This is a genomic window from Pedobacter sp. KBS0701 (assembly GCF_005938645.2).
Classification (GTDB): Bacteria; Bacteroidota; Bacteroidia; order Sphingobacteriales; family Sphingobacteriaceae; genus Pedobacter.
Map to the genome: position 1 here is coordinate 1,036,331 of NZ_CP042171.1, position 23,396 is coordinate 1,059,726.

General features: G+C 37.5%; 12 protein-coding genes. 9 read left to right on the forward strand and 3 right to left on the reverse strand.

Annotated elements, in window-relative coordinates; genetic code table 11:
- The first annotated feature begins 507 nt into the window (after positions 1–507).
- The 3 genes from FFJ24_RS04035 (at position 508) to FFJ24_RS04045 (ending at position 5,548) form a co-directional block, all read left to right on the forward strand.
- A complete protein-coding gene (locus FFJ24_RS04035) occupies positions 508–1,920 on the forward strand; it encodes a glycogen synthase (RefSeq protein ID WP_138822794.1) in 1,413 nt (470 codons plus the stop codon).
- A gap of 8 nt (positions 1,921–1,928) precedes the next feature.
- A complete protein-coding gene (locus FFJ24_RS04040; RefSeq protein ID WP_138822796.1) occupies positions 1,929–3,197 on the forward strand; it encodes a glucose-1-phosphate adenylyltransferase in 1,269 nt (422 codons plus the stop codon).
- A gap of 566 nt (positions 3,198–3,763) precedes the next feature.
- Positions 3,764–5,548, forward strand: a complete 1,785-nt coding sequence (locus FFJ24_RS04045) for a glycoside hydrolase family 15 protein (protein WP_138822798.1) — start codon at positions 3,764–3,766, stop codon at positions 5,546–5,548.
- A gap of 428 nt (positions 5,549–5,976) precedes the next feature.
- Here FFJ24_RS04045 and FFJ24_RS04050 read toward each other — a convergent pair whose 3' ends face one another.
- The 3 genes from FFJ24_RS04050 to FFJ24_RS04060 all read right to left on the reverse strand — a co-directional run bounded on the left by FFJ24_RS04050 (position 5,977) and on the right by FFJ24_RS04060 (position 11,074).
- Complete coding sequence (locus FFJ24_RS04050) at positions 5,977–8,166, reverse strand: bifunctional alpha,alpha-trehalose-phosphate synthase (UDP-forming)/trehalose-phosphatase (RefSeq protein ID WP_168202382.1); 2,190 nt, start codon at positions 8,164–8,166, stop codon at positions 5,977–5,979.
- An 84-nt stretch (positions 8,167–8,250) separates the two neighbouring features.
- The gene (locus FFJ24_RS04055; protein ID WP_138822801.1) at positions 8,251–9,606 is read right to left on the reverse strand and encodes a PAS domain-containing sensor histidine kinase; all 1,356 of its coding nucleotides are present in this window, start codon (positions 9,604–9,606) and stop codon (positions 8,251–8,253) included.
- Positions 9,607–9,703: 97 nt separating this feature from the next.
- A complete protein-coding gene (locus tag FFJ24_RS04060) occupies positions 9,704–11,074 on the reverse strand; it encodes a sigma-54 dependent transcriptional regulator (protein ID WP_138822802.1) in 1,371 nt (456 codons plus the stop codon).
- Between the two features lie 179 nt (positions 11,075–11,253).
- Here FFJ24_RS04060 and FFJ24_RS04065 point away from each other — a divergent pair, with 179 nt between their 5' ends.
- The 6 genes from FFJ24_RS04065 to FFJ24_RS04090 all read left to right on the forward strand — a co-directional run bounded on the left by FFJ24_RS04065 (position 11,254) and on the right by FFJ24_RS04090 (position 23,389).
- Positions 11,254–12,498: an efflux RND transporter periplasmic adaptor subunit gene (locus FFJ24_RS04065; RefSeq protein WP_138822803.1), complete on the forward strand. Its 1,245-nt coding sequence runs from the start codon at positions 11,254–11,256 to the stop codon at positions 12,496–12,498.
- Between the two features lie 244 nt (positions 12,499–12,742).
- Complete coding sequence (locus tag FFJ24_RS04070) at positions 12,743–13,441, forward strand: ABC transporter ATP-binding protein (protein WP_113951873.1); 699 nt, start codon at positions 12,743–12,745, stop codon at positions 13,439–13,441.
- Between the two features lie 233 nt (positions 13,442–13,674).
- Positions 13,675–16,047, forward strand: coding sequence for an ABC transporter permease (locus tag FFJ24_RS04075; protein WP_138822804.1), 2,373 nt, complete (start codon positions 13,675–13,677; stop codon positions 16,045–16,047).
- 76 nt (positions 16,048–16,123) lie between these two features.
- On the forward strand, positions 16,124–18,493 hold the full coding sequence (locus FFJ24_RS04080; RefSeq protein WP_138822805.1) for an ABC transporter permease: 2,370 nt from the start codon (positions 16,124–16,126) through the stop codon (positions 18,491–18,493).
- 74 nt (positions 18,494–18,567) lie between these two features.
- Positions 18,568–20,940 carry an ABC transporter permease gene (locus FFJ24_RS04085; RefSeq protein WP_138822806.1) on the forward strand — a complete coding sequence of 791 codons (2,373 nt, stop codon included), beginning with the start codon at positions 18,568–18,570 and terminating at the stop codon, positions 20,938–20,940.
- A 76-nt stretch (positions 20,941–21,016) separates the two neighbouring features.
- Positions 21,017–23,389, forward strand: coding sequence for an ABC transporter permease (locus FFJ24_RS04090; RefSeq protein WP_138822808.1), 2,373 nt, complete (start codon positions 21,017–21,019; stop codon positions 23,387–23,389).
- The last annotated feature ends 7 nt before the right edge of the window (positions 23,390–23,396 follow it).

A 23,396-nucleotide genomic window follows, 5' to 3' on the forward strand; every position in this document is an offset into this window, starting at 1 on the left:
ACTGCCACGAAGAACGAGACCTCTCACTTTCAAATAAGAGACCGTCTGTATATATCTGCAAAAAGCATGAAAGATGCTGAAATAAATTCAGCATGACGATATTGTTAGTAAAAAAATCTCCGTATATCTGTTCAATCAGCGGGGCATCATTAGCTGCTTTGTTCCCGTAGATTTAAGATGATCATCGCTGAAATTTATGTTTCCTACTTTTGACAGGAACCAACTCTGTTTATAAGCCTGATTGCAGTGCAAAGCCCGGATTCCGATTTTCCATCGGGAGAGGACCTGCAACGGAAAGCAGGGCTACATACCGCCACGAAGAACCGGACATTCACTTTCTATAAAAAAAACTTAAGTAAATTTATATGAATTGGATCTCCCCATTCCGATTTCCTCCAGTTGAGATGACGATTTTTCCTTTAATAATCAACTAAAAATATAATTTACATTATTTGCAAAGCTCAAAACAATTAGTAACTTACTTGGGTTATCTACACCAAATAGTTGATGGAAATTATACATATAAGCGCCGAGTGTTACCCTGTTGCAAAAGTTGGCGGTTTGGCCGATGTGGTAGGGGCTTTACCAAAATATCAGAATAAACTTGGCCATATAGCCAAAGTAGTTGTACCTGCTTATGATACCAAATTTATCCGCGAAAGCGAGTTCGAAGTAACTTACGATGCCTGGGCAAACTATGGCAATAATCACTTTCAGTACCGTATTTTAAAAGAAAAAACCAATAAACTAGGTTTCGATTTATACATTGTTCATATACAGGGTTTAACCGACCGCCCAAATGTATATGGTTATAACGACGATACAGAAAGATTTGTGGCTTTCCAGATTGCCACGTTGGATTGGATTGTACAATGGGAGCACCGCCCGGATGTAATTCATTGTCACGATCACCATACCGGTTTAATTCCCTTTATGGTTTCAAATTGTGTAAAGTATAAGCCAATTAGTGGGGTGCCGACGGTTTTAACCATTCATAATGCGCAATATCAGGGACAGTTTGGATGGGAAAAACTTTATTATTTACCAGCATTCGATTTATGGAAGGGTGGTTTACTGGGCTGGGACGATGCCATTAACCCTTTAGCGTCGGCCATTAAATGTGCATGGAAAGTAACCACAGTATCGCCAAGTTACCTGGATGAGATGATGAGCAATGCCCGTGGCTTGGAAAGTTTGTTAAGGCAGGAACGTTGGAAATCGGTAGGCATCTTAAATGGAATTGATAGCGAGGTTTGGAATCCTGAAACTGACCCGATGCTGAGCAAAGGTTATAATTTAAAAACGGTTGAAACTGGTAAACTGGCAAACAAAACAGCACTCTGTGATGTTTTTCAATTAGACCCCTCTAAACCACTATTTACTTTTATTGGCAGATTGGTTGATGAAAAAGGTGCTGATTTACTACCCGATATTTTTTATACGGCTTTACAACAGCATGCAGATAATATAAATATTCTGGTTTTGGGATCAGGTGAGAATTGGGTGGAAGGCCGGTTAAATCAATTGAAAGACATTTTTACTGGTAAATATAATGCTTATATTGGGTATAATGAGCAGGTTTCTCATGAGATGTATGCCGGAGCAGATTTTCTGATTATGCCATCAAGAGTAGAGCCTTGTGGTTTAAATCAGCTCTATGCATTAAGATATGGAACTGTGCCTATTGTACGCCGGATTGGAGGATTGAAAGATACAGTAATTGATATTGGCGACAACGGTTTTGGGATTTGCCACGATCAAACAAGTATTTGGGATGTTACTCATGCTATTAACCGTGCTGTTGAATTATATCACAATAAAAAAGCTTTTAAAGCAGTTAGAAAAACGATGATGAAGATAGACCATTCGTGGGATAACGCAGCATTAAATTATATAGAATTATACCAAATATTAAAATAAGCTTAAACATGACTGACAAAGTTTTAGGCGTTATCCTTGGCGGTGGCCAGGGCTCTAGATTATCGCCACTAACACAAACACGTTCTAAACCGGCAGTTCCAATTGCTGGTAAATACCGATTGGTAGATATTCCGATTTCAAATTGCCTGAATTCTGGTATTCACAGAATGTTTGTGTTAACCCAGTTTAATTCAGCATCGCTAAACAAACACATTAAAAACACCTATCACTTTAGCCATTTTAGTACGGCCTTTGTTGATATTTTGGCAGCTGAACAAACTGTACAAAACTCAGGTTGGTTCCAGGGTACAGCAGATGCCGTTCGTCAGTGCATGCATCATATTGTTTCACACGAATTCGATTATATTTTAATTTTATCCGGAGATCAATTGTACCAGATGGACTTTAAAAGTATGATTGAAAAACACATCGAAGCCAATGCTGAAGTTACCATTGCTACTATTCCGGTAACGGCAAAAGATGCGACAGATTTTGGTATTCTAAAGGCCGACGATGAAAACATGATTACCTCTTTTATTGAAAAGCCTAAAACGGGTTTAGAGGACTGGGTTTCGGACACTGGAAAAGAAATGCAGGACGAGGGTCGTAATTTCTTAGCTTCGATGGGGATTTATGTCTTCAATCGCGAGTACCTGATTAATATATTAAATGAGAATGAAGAGGAAAAAGATTTTGGTAAAGAGATTTTGCCAAGAGCGATTTCTCAAAGCAGGGTTTTAAGCTATCAGTACGAAGGTTATTGGACTGATATTGGAAATATTTCATCTTTCTTTGAGGCCAATTTAGGCTTGACAGATGAAATACCTAAATTTAATATGTTTGATAGTAACCATGCTATTTTTACCAGAGCAAGGATGTTACCACCATCAAAAATTTCTGGAACTACTTTAGATAAAACCATTATCGCAGAAGGCTGCATTATTCAGGCCAGCAGAGTGGAGCATGCCGTTTTAGGGATCAGGTCGAGAATTGGAAAGGATACGATAGTTACCAATGCCTATATTATGGGCAGCGATCGGTACCAAACGCTTGAAGAAATTCAGGAAGAAACTAATAAAGGTAATTCATTAATTGGTATTGGAGATCGCTGTCATATTAATAACGCTATTATTGATAAAAACTGTCGCATTGGAAATGATGTTAAGATTAATGGTGGCGACCATTTAGAAGACGGCGACTTTGAACTTTATGCTGTTAAAGATGGCATTGTTGTGATCAAGAAAGGCGCTGTCGTACCTAGTGGTACGGTAATTTAAGATAATTATAATTCATTAACTAGAAGCCAGTCGCGATTTTTCGTGACTGGTTTTTTTGTTACCCTGATTGTCATTCTGAAGTGGTTAAAAGAAGAGATTAGGATTAACTGCCAGCTGAAAATTGTGAACTGATTTGGGCGTTCCCAAGCTGCGCAAGGGGCAGGCTTTGCAGGGCTGCGCTTCGCTCCGGTACCGATGAAGACCTGTGAAACAAGCAAGCATACCGTAATTAAATAAAAAAACAGATGCTTAATCGGCACTGAACCCTTACAATCCCTAACGCAAGAGAGAAACCGTTTCCAAATAGATTTATTCTTTGATGAACTTGGGCAGAACCTTTGTTAATAAACCTGATAAAGCGGAAAGCCCGGAACGAGGTACGAGTGAGGACTTGAAGCGATAGCAGGACTATTGGCCGACATTAACACAGAACCCTACATTTTCAAAAAGCAAACTCAATTTTCTTTCCAGACCTCGCAGGTTTTCAAAGCCTGCGAGGTCTTTTTTGTTTTCTACCCAACATTTTCCCCATAAGCTTGTTAGTAAATAAACAAAAAATATAGTCTATGGCCGAACAGCACCTTTATCAAACAGGAATTATAGGAAATTGCGCTTTCATTGCACACGTAAATAAAAATACTGATATCTCATGGCTCTGCTGGCCACGTTTCGATAGTCCGTTTGTTTTTGGGAGTTTATTAGACGAGAAAAAAGGAGGGGAGTTTTCTATTTTACCACAAGGTGAATTTACATCTAACCAATATTACATCGAAAATACCAATGTTTTACGAACAGAAATCACAGCTGAAGATGGAAAATACCGCATTACCGATTTTGCGCCACGTTTTCGCCTATACGATCGCTATTTTAAACCACTAATGTTGATCAGAAAGATCGAACCTCTGGAGGGTAATCCACGGATTACCATTAAATGCGAGCCGGTTTGTGACTACGGAAAAGGTAAAATGAAATCGAGCCGGGGCAGTAACCACATCGATTATTTAGGCTGTGATGAAAATATCCGTTTAAGCACCAATGTGTCGCTTACCTATATTATCGATGAAAAAGCATTTGTACTGAATGAGGCTAAATATCTTGTGATGACTTATGGCCAAAATTTAGAGGCCCCTTTAGTGAGTACAGCCGAAAATTTTTTACGGGAAACCATTGCTTATTGGCGCTTATGGATTAAACATTCCTCTATTGCTGGTTTTTACCAACCTTTTGTAATCCGCTCGGCTTTGGTTTTAAAAATCCATCAGTATGAAGACACCGGAGCGATAATTGCCGCCAGCACCACCAGTTTACCAGAATCACCAAGCAGTACCCGAAACTGGGATTACCGCTATTGCTGGTTAAGAGATTCACATTATGTATTAACTTCACTTAACCATATCGGTCATTTTGAAGAAATGGAGAAGTATTTCAATTACCTTTCTGATATTTCTCACGCGGAAGATACACGCTACCAACCTTTATACGGTATTGCAGGAGAAAGGCAAATTACCGAACATACGCTAAGTCATTTAAAAGGCTACAAAGGCGAGCAACCCATAAGGATAGGAAACCAGGCTTACGAACATATTCAAAATGATATTTATGGACAGGTTTTAATTTCAATGTTGCCGCTTTATACCGATCACCGTTTTGTTTTTTCTGAACGCAGCGATTCGGTAAAGTGGATCGAAAGTGTACTTTCTAAAATTGAACGCACTATTGACGAAAAGGATGCCGGAATTTGGGAATTCAGGAATATTGCCAATGTACATTGTTACAGTAACTTATTTCAATGGGCAGGAGCGCAGGCGGCTTTAAAAATGGCTAAAACTATTGGTAATGAAGATTTTGAAAAGCGGGCAAAGATTTTAATCGACAAAGCTGCGGCACACATTGAAGCTTGTTATGATCCGGAAAGAAAAGTTTATACCAATGCCGTTGGAAGTCCGCATCTAGATGCGAGTACTTTACAATTGATTATGATGAATTATCTGGATCCGGCTTCTGATCGGGCAAAGGACCATTTAATTGCATTAGAAAAAGAATTGAAAACCGAAGATGGTCTTTTTTACCGCTACCTGCATGCTGATGATTTCGGCAAACCAAAAACCACATTTTTAATCTGTGCTTTTTGGTATGTAGAGGCTTTAGCCTGCGTAGGACGTACTGATGAAGCAATAAAAGAATTTGAAAACATTATTAAGTATTGCAACCATCTGCTGTTATTTAGCGAAGATGTTGATGCTAAAACAGGGAGCCAGTGGGGGAATTTTCCGCAAGCTTATAGCCATGTGGGTTTAATGAATGCGGCTTACCGTATTGCGATTAAATTGGATAGACCGATATTTTTGTAAGATCGTAGATTAAAAGCGCTGTGGAAACACAGGCCTTGCTTTTCCGATAAAAAAGTCGTCATCCCGACTGGAACGCAGTGGAATGGAGAGATCTATCTGGAAAGATTTCTCCATATAGATTTCCCGACTACGTTGCACTTGTTAGAAATGATTATTTATTTCGTAAAAAAGCTTTGACAACTTTGACACGCAAAAGGCATATTAAAGTTGTCAAAGCTATTATAAAAAATAGGTTTCTGGGAACAAAGACCTTGGGTTTGGATTTTCAATAAAAATTTCGTCATCTCGACTGGAACACAGTGGATAGAAAGATTTCTCCATATAGATTTCCCGACTACGTTGCACTTTGGTAGAAATGATTATTTATTTCGTAAAAAAAGCTTTGACAACTTTGACACGCACAAGGCATATTAAGGTTGTCAAAGCTATTAATCCCGTCCTACAAACTCTTCCTTCACCAAACTCCAAAGCAGCTTTCTTACCTCTCTAAAATCATTTAGGTAGTACTTTGCTTCCGAAATGTTATTGCCAACTTTGATGGTAAAAGCATTATCTGGCAATACCCTAAAAATATCTTCATCAGTATGGTCATCGCCAAGCGCCAAAATAAAATCTGGTTTCTTATCGTAAAGCCAATTTAAGGCCGCTTTGCCTTTGTTAACCTCCATGTTTTTAAACTCAATTACCTTATTGCCCGGCATCAATTGTAAGCCTTTATCTGCAGCAAGTATCTTCATGTGGCTGATAATTTCATTGGCCCTTAAATCGCCTAATCCTTCTTCTGCTTTTCGGTAGTGCCAAACTAAGGAGTAGCTTTTTTCTTCAATAAACGATCCTGGAGTGCGGTCGGTATAAGTATCTAACAAGGTTTTTATTTCCTGTTTCCATTGATCGGTGAGTAGTGGCAGGCTGTTCCATTTATCTCCGTACGATTTTTGCCAGGCTCCATGCTCTGCAATCAGGTCTACCTTTAAATGTCCAAACCACTGTTCTAAAGTTTCATGTCTTCTTCCGCTGATAATTACCACTTTATTGGCGTTATCAATGGTCAGGTTTTCTATTAAATCATAAAGTTCATCATCTGGAGAGGCATCATCAATATTTCCGGTAAAATCTACCAGGGTACCATCATAATCCAAAAACAGTACCCGATCGGTTGTTTTGGCATATTTTGCAGCAATTACTTCATTAATGGTATTTACCGCATGTTTCGTTAGTAACGATTTTTGAGAATCTTTCACTTCGTTTAATCTTAAAATAAAATTGTTTACCCAATGTTTCACATTGAATTTTTCTACAATTGCCCGCATGGCTGTCATACGTTGCTGTTGCTCATCCAAGGGCATTTTTAATGCAGTTACAATGGCTTCCATAATGTCGCCAAGGTTGTTCGGATTAACTATTACGGCATCGGTTAATTCTTTAGAAGCACCGGCCATTTCGCTTAATATGAGCACGCCATCATTATTATTCCTGCTGGCAATGTATTCCTTGCTAACCAGGTTCATGCCATCACGCATAGGTGTAACCAAACAGATGTCGGCTGAGGCATAAAGTGCCGATAACACCTCAATAGGGAAAGAACGGTAAAAATAATTTACAGGAATCCAGTTAATAGAGCGGTAACGCGCATTTAAATTACCTACAAACTGATCAATCTGATCCCTTAGCTCACTATATTGTGGTACCGTATCGCGAGAGGGTACGACAATCATAAAAAGTTCTATTTTTCCTATATACTCCGGATGGACCTGAAGCAAAAGTTCTAAAGCCTTTAACCTTTCCAAAATACCTTTGCTATAATCCAGGCGGTCGATAGAAAGGATTACTTTCATCTCTTCTTTTCCGGTCCTGAAATAATCAATTTCTTTTTTTACCTTTTCGGTAGCAGTTAAGTCTGAAAATTTATCATAATCAATTCCCATAGGGAAAGCTTCTACCACAATCTGTCTTTCGTTACTATTAAGTACGTTTGATGATGAATTTACGGGGAGTAGGCGTGTTGCCGTGCTGATGAAATGGCGTACGTCATCAAAAGTATGGAAACCGATTAAATCAGCGCCTATAAGTCCATTTAAAAGTTCTTCCCGCCAGGGGATTAACCTGAATATTTCGTAAGAAGGAAAGGGGATATGTTGAAAAAAACCGATGGTAGCATTAGGGAGTTTTTCTCTTAAAATACCCGGTAGAAGGAGCAATTGGTAGTCTTGAATCCAGATTTTATCTCTTCTGCCCAATACCTGCATGGCACTTTTTGCAAATTTCTCATTAACAGATCGGTAACAATCCCAATAACTTTGTTCGTAATGTGCGTATGTAACCAGATAATGAAATACTGGCCACAATACTTCATTTGAAAAGCCTTCGTAATATAAATTGATTTCGTTTTGGGTGAGGAAAACCGGATAGAGGTTTAATGCAGCGAGTTTTTGTGTAACTTCTTCCTGACGTTCTTCTGGAACCTCTATTCCTGGCCATCCTATCCAGATGGAATTGCCTGATTTGTACACGTCGCCAAGGCCGGTAGCAAGACCGCCCTCGCTGGGAATAAACGTGTATTCGTCGTTCTCTTCGATGATTTTAACGGGTAGTCTGTTCGATATTATAACTGTCTTCATGCTTGTATTTGATGTATCTATATCTTTAAAAGCATATCAAATTGGTTTTGTTTGAAATTTTAGGTCAAAAAAACATTCAAATGATTAAACGTAGTTAAATACCAATGAAAAAGTGGTACCACTTTCAGGAGTAGAAATTACTTCAATACTGCCTCTGTGCATCTTCATAATGTTGCGACTGATTGTTAATCCAATGCCCGATCCATTTTTCCTGGTGGTGTAAAACGGAACGAAAATTTTCTCTAAATCTCCCGCATCAATTCCTTTTCCGTTATCGGTAACATCGATATACAGTTTAGTATTTTCTAAACGGTAATTTACATTAATATAGGGCATTTCCTTATTTTCGACCGCATAAATGCTGTTGGTAATCAGGTTGATCAATACTTGCTCTACTAATTTCAGATCCAGCTGAACGGTGATTTTTGAAGAAGTTTGTTCTACATCCAGCACCACATTTTTAACTTTTGCAAATGGCTGCATTAAAACTTTAATGTGCTTTAATATTTCACCAATGGTGTGCGATTCGAGGTTTGGAGTAGGCAGTTCGGCAATTAAGCGGTAATCTTTTACGAAATCCAATAAACCTGAGGAACGCCTTTGGATGGTCTGTAGCGCTGTTTTAAGGTCGTCCATTTCATCCTCAGTCAAGTCCTTTTTATCGGTTACCATTTTATTGATCGTATCCGATAATGAGCTGATAGGGGTGATGGAATTTAAAATTTCATGCGAAATAACACCGATTAATCTGTTCCACGCTTCAGTTTCTTTTTGCTCAATTTCATCTTTAATGTTCTGGAAACTGATGATGGTATAGTTTTTTCCGTAAAGGTTTAAGGGAATTACCTCTGTCGATAACTGAATCAGTTTATCCTGGATTTTTAACTCCAGAAACCGCTTTCCGCCCGTTAAGATCTGTTCTATTTCTGTTCCAAATGCCGGAAGATGTTGTTTTAACCGATGCCAGTACTTGTAAGCGGGTACACCCAAAAGGTTTGACGCAGCCTGGTTGAAAAACGCAATTTCCTCATCTTTCTTCTCCTTTGTATTGTTCACCACGATTACACCAACCGGAACCTGTTCTAAAATGGTTTTGATCAGCTGAAACATGGCTTCCTGTTCTAACCTAATCTGTTTATGCACCTGTAAAATATCACTAAACGATTCATATAATTCAGGAAAACTGCCTTTAGTTACCTTGTTTTTGAAATTTAAAGTATGATCGCGGGTTTTTACTGCCAAAATGAAACGGTTAATATCCGACCGGATTTGATTGATGTAATAGTAAAGCGAAATAATAGAACCCGATAAAATCAATGCAACACCGATAATAGTGAACCAGAGCTGAGTATTTTTGATGAGGTAAAACAGGAGGTAGCCCAGCAGATTGATGATCAGCAGGCGGAATATTAAACGGAAGGTAAAGCGTTGGTAGAACATGTTTTAAGGTTGAAGGTAGAGGGTTATAAGGTATAGGGACTAAGGTTTAAGCTGGAATTTAATCTTCCGCCTTCAACCTTCCTGCCTTCGACCTTTCTCAGATTCCAAATTTCTCAATTCTTCTATAAAGTGCTGCACGGGTTAAACCCAGTTCGGCAGCGGCTTTTGATATGTTTCCTTTATGTTTGTCTATGGCTTTTTGCACCATCATTTTTTCCATATCCTCGAGCGCCATTTCGTCGGGCATTGAATTGTTCTGTGCAAAACGCTGCGGACTCAACTGTAAATCATCTTCCAAAATTTCGTTTCCGTCGCTCATAATCACCGCACGTTCTAAAACATGCTGCAATTCGCGCACATTGCCGGGCCATTTATAATTTAAAAGCACATCTTCTGCTTTATGACTTAATTTACGAATTTCTTTGTGATATTTTGAACTGAAAACCTGCATAAAATGATTCGCCAGCAATAAAATGTCGGTTCCGCGTTTGCGTAGTGGTGGTAATAGGAGTTCAACAGTATTGATACGAAAAAGTAAATCCTGCCGAAACGTGTTTTTTGCTACCATTTCGTTTAAGGGCATATTGGTCGCACTGATTAAGCGCACATTTACTTTACGTTCTTTGCTTTCGCCCAAACGGGTAACCGTACGGTTCTGTAAAACGCTTAATAATTTGGCCTGAAGTGGTAGCGTTAAATTTCCAATCTCATCTAAAAAAATCGTTCCTCCATCTGCCAGTTCGAAACGTCCGGGTTTATCCTCTTTTGCATCTGTAAAAGCACCTTTTGCATAACCAAAAAGCTCACTTTCGAATAAGTTTTCGTTCAACGAACCTAAATCAACATGCATAAAAACCTGGTTTTTGCGCTGCGAGTTTCCGTGGATTTCATAAGCGAAAACCTGTTTTCCGGTACCATTTTCTCCTAAAATTAACACATTTGCATCTGTAGGTGCAACTTTAACCAAAGTGGCCTGTAAGTGTTTTATACCATCAGCCTGACCAACGATATTCTCAAAACCACGGGTAAGGTCTTTTTGTAGGGAAGAATGTATTTTCTCGAGTTTTTTAACTTTTCTGGTCGATTCGCGGAGTTTTGAGGCCGCAGAAATGGTGGCGAAAAGTTTTTCATTTTCCCATGGTTTTAAAATGAAATCTGTTGCACCCTTTTTAATTGCTTTAACCGCCAATTCCACATTTCCAAAGGCTGTCATTAAAATGACTACATAATCTTTATCGATCGATAAAATGTGTTCAAGCCAGTATAATCCCTCACGGCCATCACTTGCACCTTTTTGATAGTTCATATCAAGCAGGATGATATCTACTTCATTTTTACTTAGTAAAACATTAATTTCTTTAGGCGATTTACAGGTAATTACCTGCTTAACCTGCTGTTTTAAAAACAAACGGGCACTAAGAAGGATATCGTCGTCGTCATCGATAATTAAAACTGTGGCGTCTAACATAAATTTAAATTTGATGTGCTAAAGTAACAAAACTGTCCGCTCCCGCACATCAACTGTGCGATAATGAACAGGTAAAAATAATGAAATTTATTAATTAACTGATTTATAGTGTCTTAATTATGATTTTGGCTTTTGGCACAAGCTTGGCATAAGGGAAATCGAACAGTACAACCGAACAGATGGATAAGAAAATAGAGAAAAAAAGATTTAGCACTAAAAGCCTGTTAATAATAGGTGGAGCAATTGCTTTTGTAGCAGTAGTAATTTATGGCTATACTTTGTCCCTCAAAAAAGTTTACAGTGCCGATGCCGATAAATTAACCATCAGTAAAGTAGAATATGGCGATTTTGAAGATGTGGTGCTATTAAATGCCAGTGTAGTTCCATTAACTTCGGTAATTGTAAGTTCATCAGAAGGTGGTACGGTAGCCGAAATTTTTACCGAAAACGGGGCTTCAGTTGTGAAAGGAACGCCATTGTTAAGAATCTCCAATTCAAATGCGATGTTGAGTTATACCTCTAGTCAAACTGCTGCTACAGAACAGATTAATCAGTTGCGCAAATCGAGATTGGATCTGGAGCAAAATCAAAGGGTATTAAACCAGGATGTTTTGGATGTAGAAAATAGCTTGAGAACAGCAACACGTCAATATAGATTAGACAGTTCACTTTTCGCCAAAAAAGTAATTACGCTACAGGAATTTAACAAATCAAGTCAGGATTTTGAATATTACCAGGGCAAACTGAAAATTGTGCGTCAGGCAGTTAAACAGGAAAACCAGAGTAGAAAAATGCAGCTGGCACAAATCGATCAATCGATGGGGCAGATGAACGAAAGCTTAGAAATGATCCGAAAAAATATTGAAAATATGACCATCAAAGCCCCGGTATCTGGTAAACTATCATCGTACGATCCGGTAATTGGTAAATCATATAATTCTAACGAAATGATTGGTAAAATTGATGTTTTACAGGGTTATAAGCTTCAGGCAGGAGTTGATGAATATTACATCAACAGGGTTAAAGAGGGACAAACAGCCAATTGCGAATTTAACGGCAAAACCTATAACTTAACGGTGAGCAAAGTAATTCCGGAGGTTACTGCGGGTCAATTTCAGGTAGAAATGGTTTTTAAAGGCGCTGCACCTGAAGGTTTACGCCGTGGTTTATCGTTACAGACCAAATTGACCTTATCGGATAACAGCAAATCGTTGCTTTTGGCACAGGGACAGTTTTTTCAAAGTACTGGTGGCTCTTGGGTTTTTGTGGTAAATAATGGCAAGGCACTTAAGAAAAACGTAAAAATTGGCAGAAAAAATTACCTCTACTACGAAATATTAGACGGTTTGCAAAAAGGCGACGAAGTAATTACCTCATCTTACGATCAGTTTAACCAATATGATCAGGTGGAGATTAATAAGTAAAGCGGATGGCGTTTGGCGGTTAACGATATGCAATAATTAATGATCAATAAATTAAAAATAATCAATAACCAATTTACGATTTTTAAAATAGAGAATAAAGTTAACTGATAATATACTCCGGTCTTGATACTTCATACTCATTACTTGTACAAGTCTTGATACCTGAAACTAAATACCTGAAACTAAATACCTGAAACTAAATACTTGATACTAAATACCTGATACTAGAACAACACTTGATACGATGATTAAAATAGAAAATCTGGAAAAAGTTTACAAAACTGAAGAAGTAGAAACAACGGCCCTAAACGGAATAAACCTTCATGTTGCTGCAGGTGAATTTGTTTCCATCATGGGACCATCAGGCTGCGGAAAATCTACCCTGTTAAATGTGATGGGTTTATTGGATAAGCCTGAAAGCGGAAGTTATAAGTTTATCGATACGGAGCTTTTAACACTTAATGATAGAGAACGTTCAAATTTCCGTAAAAGAAATATGGGATTCGTTTTCCAGAATTTTAATTTGATCGATGAGTTAACAGTTTTCGAAAACATCGAACTACCATTGATCTACAATAAAATTGCAGCTGGCGAACGTAAAAAACTGGTAAATGAAATCATCGAAAGGATGAACATCGTAAACCGTAGCGGCCATTTTCCTCAACAATTATCGGGTGGACAGCAGCAGCGTGTAGCCGTGGCGAGGGCTTTGGTAACTAAACCAAAACTGGTTCTGGCCGATGAGCCAACAGGAAACCTGGATAGCTCGCATGGTAACGAAGTAATGGAGTTGCTTTGCGAACTGAATGAAACCGGTACTACCATTGTAATGGTTACCCACTCTAGTCACGATGCCAGTTTCTCCAACCGGATTATTAACCTGAAAGATGGTCATGTGATCTCCGAAAAAATAAACAAAAGCCGTAACGAAGAGCTGATATAAGGGGTGAAGGCAGAAGTTTTAAGGTAGAAGTTAGAGTTGTATCAATCTTTAACCCTCCACCTTCCTACCTTCAAACCCAAAATAGATTTTAGTTTAGTTAATAATAGCCGCCAACAATCTTCCCCGGATGGGGAGATTTTGGATCGGCGCTGGTAAGGTGAAAGTTTTAAACTATAGGGCTAATGCGCTAGAACCTTCAACCTTTTAACCTTCCAACCCTCAACCTCAATAATATGTTCAAATTAAACCTTAAAATAGCTTTACGTAACCTTTGGAAAAACAAGGGTTTCTCACTAATCAACATTGGTGGATTGGCCATTGGCCTGGCCAGTTGCATGGTTTTATTACTATATGTTGCTTATGAGTGGAGTTATGATAAACAGTTCTCCAATCATGATAAAACTTATGTAGTTTATCAAAACATGGAGGCAAGTGGTAAAACTTTTAGCTGGGCGTGGACACCAAATGTGATGGCTAAAGAGGTGCAGGAAAAAATCCCTGGCGTTAAATATGCCTCTCACACTACTTATCCGAGAAAACAACTCATTACCGTTGGCGATAACAAGATAAATAGCAGTGCCATATTTGCCGACCAAAATTTTATTAAAATATTGGACTATAAATTTCTTGAAGGTAATTCAGCGCAGGTTTTAAAAGATGTAAATACCATCATCCTCACCAAATCTTTTGCAACTAAATTATTTGGAAATGAAGATCCTATTAATAAGACTGTAAAGCTTGAAAACGAGGAAGTATTAAAAGTAGAAGCTGTAATAGAAGATGCTCCTGCAAATAGTAGCTTAACTTTTGAGTGCATAATGCCCTGGGCATTGTTCGAAAAACGTGAAACCTGGGTGAAGGAAGGCAATTGGGGCAACAACATGTGTTTAACACTTGTTCAGTTAAAAGATAATAACTTTTTCACTACTGCAAATGATTTGATGCATGGTATTTACAAGCGAAATCAAAAAGATAATACATCATTAGCTTTATTACATCCTTTAAACAAATGGCATTTGTACGATGAGTTTGCAAACGGTAAATCGGTAGGTGGAAAAATAGATCAGCTTAAAATATTCTTATTGCTGGCCTTTTGCATCTTGCTGATTGCCTGTGTAAATTTTATGAATTTATCTACAGCACGCTCAGAGCGCAGGGCAAAAGAAGTTGGCGTTCGTAAAGCAATCGGATCAACACGTAAATCTTTAATTAACCAGTTTTTTTTAGAATCCCTGCTTATCACATTTATTGCCACAGTTTTAGCTTTTATCTTAATTGAGGTGAGTTTGCCATATTTTAATAGTTTATTGGATATCAAATTAACAATTGATTATCATAACGGTCTGTTTTGGTTAACACTAGTGGGGCTAATGATTTTAACCGGATTAATTGCGGGTAGTTATCCGGCGCTCTATTTATCTTCTTTCGAGCCGATAAAAGTGTTAAAAGGTTTCACCCTTAAATCAGATTCATCCACTTCGGTGAGGAAAGTATTAGTGGTTGGCCAATTCGTTTTTGCTGCAAGTTTAATTATCTGCACAGCAGTAATTTATCAGCAACTTAATTATGTTAAAAACAAGCCTATTGGTTATGATCAATCCAATTTAATTCAGATAGCAGTAGTTGGCAAAATGAATGATGCAGCTAAGTTGGAATTACTTAAAACACAACTAATAGCAGCTGGTGCAACAACTCATGTTACTTCTTTTAGTACAGATTTTACTGAAGGAGGAGATAATACAACGGGTGTAGAATGGGAAGGTAAAGATCCGAATGAGAAAATTTCTTTTAACCATAGGGCAATAGGATATGATTTTGTTGAAACTATTGGCACTAAAATGATTAGTGGCAGGGAGTTTTCTGCGAAATTTCCTAACGATACCGCTAGCGTATTATTAAATGAGGCGGCTGTGCGAATGATGCAATTAAAAAATCCGATAGGCAAAGTAATTACTTTCTGGGGTGATAAAAAGCTAACTATAGTTGGTGTTGTAAAAGATTTTGTGGTAGAAAGTGTTTACCAAAGAGTGGCCCCAATGATTTTTAGGGCAAATGGAAAGTACGATGCGAGGGTTATCATTGCGCGTTTAAATCCAAATCAAAACATCAGTTCATCGCTGGCTAAAATTGATGATTTGGTAAAACAGATGGAACCTAATTATCCTGTTAACCGCAAATTTGTGAATGAATCTTTTGAAGTGAAATTTAAAAATGAAAAACTCTTAGGCTCACTTTCAAACTGGTTTGGCGGTTTCGCAATTTTCATTTCTTGCTTAGGATTATTAGGTCTGGCGCTTTTTATGGCAGAGCAACGCAAAAAAGAAATCAGTATCCGTAAGGTTTTAGGTGCCAGCACTGGTAATATCCTCATGTTGCTGAATAAAGATTTTATAAAGTTGGTGGCCATTGCAAATATGATTGCATTTCCTTTAGCCTATATTATTATCAATAAATGGCTTTCGGCTTTTGAGTACCGTGTTTCCATCTCATTTTTACCCTTTCTGCTGGCTATCCTGATTTCCGTTATAATTGCAGTTTTAACAGTCAGTTTGCAATCTGTTAAAGTGGCCAAGGCTAACCCGATTGATGCTTTGAAATACGAATAACTAATACGTGTAGCGTTTGGCGATCAGCGTGGATTTATCGCTAACCGCAAAACGCTTTACGCTAAACCTCACAAATATGTTTAAACTCAACCTAAAAATTGCATTACGCAACCTCTGGAGGAATAAAGGATTTACCCTGATTAATCTGGGTGGATTGGCCATTGGCCTGGCCAGCTGCATGGTTTTGTTGTTGTATGTAGCTTATGAATATGGTTACGATAAACAATTTACAGATTATGATAAAACTTATGTTGTTTATAATAACTCGATTGCAAATGGTAAAACTTTTAGTTGGGCCTGGACACCAGGAAAAATGGCTGAGCAAGCGAAAGAGAAAATACCTGGAGTTGTTTATGCTGCGCAATCAAGTTATCCTCATCCACTATTACTTGAACATGATGCCACGAAGCTAAAGGCTAAGGGTGTTTTTGTAGGTGCCGATTTTCTGAAAATTCTTGACTATAAATTTATAAGTGGCCAACCTAAACACCCTTTAGAAGGACTCAATACTGTTATTTTGACTAAAACACTGGCAGAAAAATTATTTGGCAAAGAAGATCCTGTAAATAAAATGCTAAAGCTAAATAATAAAGATCTTTTAAGAGTAGAAGCGGTAATTGAAGATGTCCCGGCAAACAGCAGTGTCAAATTTGATTATTTAATGTCATGGGCTTTGTACGAAAAAAGAGAACCCTGGGTGAAAAATTCTCCTTTTGGAAATAACATTTGTTTAACCCTGGTACAATTACAGAACCCGGACCAATTAGCTGAAGCCAATGCCGCCATAAAATATATTTATCAACAAAATGATAAAGATGTAACCAATGTGGCACTGTTGCATCCTTTGGCTAAATGGCATTTATATGGGGAATTTGAAAATGGTAAATCGATAGGCGGGAAGATAGATCAGTTAAAAATATTCTTAATGCTGGCATTTTGTATCTTATTGATCGCCTGTGTAAATTTTATGAACCTGTCAACTGCACGTTCAGAGAAAAGAGCAAAGGAAGTAGGTGTGCGCAAAGCGATCGGCTCATCCAGAAAATCATTAATTGGCCAGTTTATGCTCGAGTCGGTGTTGCTTACGTTGGTAGGTACCATACTTGCATTTGTACTTGCTGAAATAAGCTTACCTTATTTTAACAATTTATTACGTATAAATCTGGTTATAGAATACCAGAACTGGAAGTTTTGGTTTGGGCTTTTGGTGTTAATTGCTTTTACGGGATTATTGGCTGGCAGCTACCCCGCAATTTATCTATCATCTTTTGAACCGGTAAAAGTAATTAAAGGGTTTAGTGTAAAATCGGGCTCATCTGTTTCTATCCGTAAAATATTGGTTGTTTCTCAGTTTGTTTTTGCTGTATGCCTGATTATTTGCACCATAGTCATTTATCAACAATTAAGCTATATTAAAAATAAGCCAATCGGATACGATAAAGGAAACCTTATACAGATAGCTGTACAAGGAAATTTAAAAGACCCCAAAAAAGCAGCATTGCTTAAAGAACAGTTACTAAAATCCGGAGCTGCAGCAAGTGTCTCTACGTTTAGCATGGACATTAGTGAGGGAGGAAATAATACATCAGATATTAACTGGCAAGGTAAAAATCCAAAAGAAAATGCCCTGTTTAATTTTAGGGCTATAGGAACTGATTTTATTAAAACCATTGGAACGGAATTGATAGCCGGTAGAGAATTTTCTGCCCAATTCCCTAATGATACAAATAGTGTGTTGCTTAATGAAGCTGCAGTAAAAATGATGGGGTTTAAAGATCCTGTTGGAAAAATAGTTAAATGGGGTACAACTGATAATACTATAGTTGGAGTGGTAAAAGATTTTGTCGTAGAATCAGCGTATCAGAAAGTAGCACCAATGATTTTCTATGCTGGTAGTAAAGATGGATTAGAAATGATTCTGGTTAGATTAAACACCACAAAAAATATTAGTTCATCACTTTCTGATATAGATAACTTAGTTAAACGCATTGAACCTAATTTTCCTGTCGACAGAAAGTTTGTTGATGAATCTTTTGAAGAAAAGTTCAAAAATGAAAAACTTTTGGGTACACTCTCCAACTGGTTCGGTGGTTTTGCCATTTTCATTTCTTGCTTAGGCTTGTTGGGATTAGCGCTTTTCATGGCCGAGCAACGCAAAAAAGAAATCAGCATCCGTAAAGTTTTAGGCGCAAGCACGGCAAATATTCTCACGTTATTGAACAAAGATTTTATCAAACTGGTTGCCATTGCAAACCTGATCGCATTTCCGTTAGCTTATATTATTATCAATAAATGGCTTTCGGGCTACGAATACCGCATTTCGGTTTCTGCTTTGCCATTTATTGTGGCCATAAGTCTATCAGTGATTATAGCAATACTTACCGTAAGTGTGCAATCGGTTAAAGTAGCGAAAGCAAACCCGGTAGATGCATTAAAATATGAATAAGACATGCGTATAGCGTCTGGCGTAAAGCGTTTAAACCGCCGAACGCTAAATGCTCTACACTAAACAAAAAAAAAATGTTCAGATTAAACTTAAAAATCGCTTTGCGGAACCTTTGGAGAAACAAGGGATTTTCCTTAATAAATATTGGTGGCTTGGCTTTAGGGTTAGCCAGTTGTATGCTTCTATTATTATATATATCCTACGAGTTTGGATTTGACAAGCAATTCAAGAATTACAGCACAACCTATGTTGCCCATACCAATATGAAAGCCAATAGTAAAGTGCACAGCTGGGCCTGGACCCCTGGCTTACTGGCGCCAGAGCTTAAAGAAAAATATGCAGGTATTGTAAACGCAGCCAGATCTACTTACCCATTTGAGCAGTTAATCAGCTATAAAGATATAAAGATCAAAAACAGAGGATTGTTTGCCGATCCCTCTTTCCTTAAAATATTGGATTATAAATTTTTAAGTGGTAATGCTGCATCATCACTTAAAGATATTAACAGCGTTATTTTAACTCAATCATTATCCAGAAAATTATTTGCAAACGAAAATCCTGTAGGTAAAATTGTAAAGCTGGATAATAAAGACGGATTAAAAGTGGAAGCAGTAATTGCTGATTTACCTGCGAATAGCAGCATCAGATTCGATTATATAATGCCTTGGAAATTAAATGAAAAATTGAACGGATGGGTAACGAAACAAGGATGGGGGAGTAATTTCTGTTTAACCCTCGTTCAACTTCAAAATAGTAATTTATTGGATAAGGTAAATGCCGAGGTTAAAAATATTTATAAAACCCATGATAATAAATCGAATACTAACGAATTGTTTTTACATCCTTTATCGAAATGGCACTTGTACGATGAATTTGAAAATGGTGTAACTGTAGGTGGAAAAATAGGACAGCTGAAGATTTTCTTTATGCTGGCTATTTGTATTCTCCTCATTGCTTGTGTAAACTTTATGAATCTTTCTACCGCCCGATCAGAGAAAAGAGCAAAAGAAGTTGGCGTTCGCAAAGCGATTGGATCCAGTAGAAAATCATTAATAGCTCAGTTTATCTTCGAAAGTACTTTACTCGCTTTAATTGGAACTGTTGTTGCCTTTACTCTGGTTGAAATTAGTCTGCCTTACTTTAACAACTTGTTAAATATTAATCTGATTATTCAATACAATGACTGGAGGTACTGGGCAGTATTAATTGGATTAATTTTATTTACTGGATTACTGGCTGGTAGTTATCCTGCATTTTACCTATCGTCTTTTGAACCTGTAAAAGTGCTTAAGGGCTTCAGTTTTAGAGCTGGCTCAGCTATCTCAATAAGAAAAGTACTGGTAGTATCCCAATTTGTATTTGCAGCAAGTTTAATTGTTTGCACTGTCGTTATCTATCAGCAATTAAATTACATTAAAAATAAACCAATAGGTTATAATCAAGGTAACCTGATACAAATGGCAGCTATGGGTAATTTAACGAGTTCAAAAAAAATCGACTTATTAAAAACGCAGCTAATCAAATCAGGTGCCGCCCAAAATGTTTCGTTACTCAGTATGAATATTGATGAAGGTGGGAACAATACATCTGCTATTAATTGGAATGGCAAAAATCCTAATGAAAAAGTATTGTTTAACCAAAGAGGGATAGGATACGATTTTATAGCCACTACTGGTACAAAAATGATAGCAGGAAGAGAATTTAGTGCTGAATTTCCAGGTGATTCTAACAAGGTTTTGATAAATGAAGCTGCTGTTAAAATAATGGGACTTAAAAATCCGGTGGGTACAATAATTGATTATGGTGAATCCAAATCTACGATTATTGGTGTGATGAAAGATTTTGTTGCAGAATCTCCGTATCAAAAAGTTGCCCCAATGATTTTTAATCGAATTTATAAAGATGAAGGAGGAGTAATTTTAATTCGGCTAAACGAGACACAAAACATCAGCACTTCGCTGGCACAAATCGATGCGCTTGTAAAAGCTATAAACCCAGATTATCCCATAGACAGGAAATTTGTCAGCGATTCTTTTGAAGAAAAATTTCAGAACGAAAAACTTTTGGGCACACTCTCCAACTGGTTCGGTGGTTTTGCCATTTTCATTTCTTGCTTAGGCTTATTGGGACTAGCTCTTTTCATGGCAGAACAACGTAAGAAAGAAATCAGCGTCCGTAAAGTTTTAGGCGCAAGCACAGCAAATATCCTTACACTTTTAAACAAAGATTTTATAAAACTGGTTGCCATTGCAAACCTGATCGCATTTCCGTTGGCTTATATTATTATCAATAAATGGCTTTCGGGCTACGAATACCGCATTTCGGTTTCTACACTACCATTTATTGTGGCCATAAGCCTATCGGTGATTATAGCAATACTTACCGTAAGTGTGCAATCGGTTAAAGTGGCGAAAGCAAACCCGATAGATGCACTAAAATATGAATAAGTTATGCGCTTAGTTTTTGGCGATCAGCGTGGATTTACCGCTAACCGCCAAACACTTTACGCCAACCCTCAAAAATATGTTTAAACTTAACTTAAAAATTGCACTGCGTAACCTTTGGCGAAACAAGGTAAGCTCTTTCATCAATGTGATAGGCCTGGCTATCGGTTTGGCGGCTTGTTTAACTTTGCTGCTATACGTTACCTACGAATGGAATTTTGATAAACACGCTAAAAACTCAGCCTATGTTTATACCACAATGACCAATATTCCGGGTGATAACGGTAAAATTTCAGTAACTTTTGAAGGCTCAACTACTGCTTTCGGTCCGGTAATTAAACAAAGTTTGCCTGAACTGAAGTATATGGCGAGAATGGACTACGGAAGTAAAAATTTAATTGCCAACGGACAGAACGCCTTTAAGCGTCAATCTAAATTCGCCGAACCTGATATCTTAAAAATGTACGATTACGAATTTATTTATGGCAATGCCAGTACAGCGTTAAGTAATCCACATTCTGTTATTTTAACTGAATCTACAGCTAAAGTATTGTTTGGAACAGCTGATGTGCTGAATAAATCGGTGCGTTTTAAAGATCAATTCGATTTGAATATTACCGGAGTAATTAAAGACCAGGCCGACAACAGCTCAAACAAATTTGATTATTTAATGCCCTGGGCTTTTTATGAAACAATTGATCAAGGCGCTAAAGATTTAAACTGGAGCAATTTTAGTTTTGTGACACTGGTGATGTTAAAAAATGGCGCAAACTTAGATTTGGTTAACCAAAAAATCAATCAGATAGAGAAAAAAAATAATATAAATAATCAGCAATCGCAGGTATTGTTCCCATTGGCCAGGTTACATCTATATGGCAAGTTCGAAGATGGCAAAAGCATTGGTGGAGCAATAGAACAAATTTATCTGTTTGTTGGACTCGCTTTCGGAATTCTTTTAATTGCCTGCATTAATTTTATGAACATGGCTACAGCCAAATCAGAAAAACGTGCAAAAGAAGTAGGCATAAAAAAGACTATTGGCGCCAACCGCAGTTCGCTAATTGTACAGTTTTTAACCGAATCGATGATGCTAACTTTTATTGCGGTAATTTTTTCTATTACTATCCTCGAGATTTTTTTGCCCACCTTTAACAACCTGTTGAATAGAAAATTGAATATATCTTATTTTAACAGCACCAGTTGGATGGGCATTCTTGGGATTGTTTTAACTACAGGATTAATTGCAGGTAGTTACCCTGCATTTTACCTTTCGTCTTTTAACCCCATACAAACCTTAAAAAGAAAAATTAAATCGAAAAGTTTCTTTTCAGTGAGTTTAAGGCAGGTATTGGTGGTGGGGCAATTTTGCTTCGCTATTATCCTCATTATTTCTACTTTGGTTATCTACAAACAGATCCAATATATTAAAAACAGGCCGGTAGGCTTTGATATGAACGCTTTGGCAGAAATGCCACAGGATGGGGAACTGAAAACAAAATATGAACTGCTGCGTACTGAGCTGCTAAAATCTGGGGCGGTTACCTCCATGTTCCAGTCATCAGTTAGCTTATCGCATCATGGTCGGAATTTTGCAGGTATCGAATGGGAAGGAATGTTGAAAGCGACAAACAATCAAATGTTTAACCAGGTAATTACCACTTACGATTTTATCAAAACCAATGGCATCAAATTAACTAAAGGGAGAGATTTTTCAGAAAACTTCGCTTCAGATACAAGCGCTGTGATGGTAAGTGCTTCTGCAGTTAAAATTTTTGACTATAAAAATCCGGTAGGCAAAACAATTACCATTTTTGGTGACAAATTTAACATCATAGGTGTTTTCGACGATTATGTTTGGGATTCGCCTTATAAATCGAATAACCCGATGGTGGTGTTTTTTGATAAGAAACAAACGGGAAACATCACGATGCGTCTAAATGAAGATAATAGTCTTCAAAGTAATGTTGAAACCATCAGCAGAATTACAAAGGCTTTAAATCCAGCCTATCCACTGGAGATTAATTTTTTAAATAACGTGTACGCTGAAAAATACAATGCCGAAAAAACTTTGGGCATCCTGTCTAACCTTTTCGGTGGACTTGCGATCTTTGTTTCCTGTTTGGGATTATTTGGTTTGGTAGCCTATAGCGCCGAGCAAAGAACAAAAGAATTTGGGGTACGTAAGGTGCTAGGTGCATCTTTACTTCATTTAATGCAATTACTGTCATTTTCTTTTGTAAAAATGATTGTAGTTGCGATCGTTATCGCTATTCCTTTGAGTTATTATTTAATGAATAAATGGTTGATGAAATTCGAATTTCACACCGAAATATCATGGTGGATTATGCCGATAGCCGGGTTTGGTACTTTACTAATGGCATTGATTACGGTAAGTTTCCAAGCTTATAAAACAGCTCATGCAAACCCTGTTGATGCACTTAAATACGAATAAACCATGC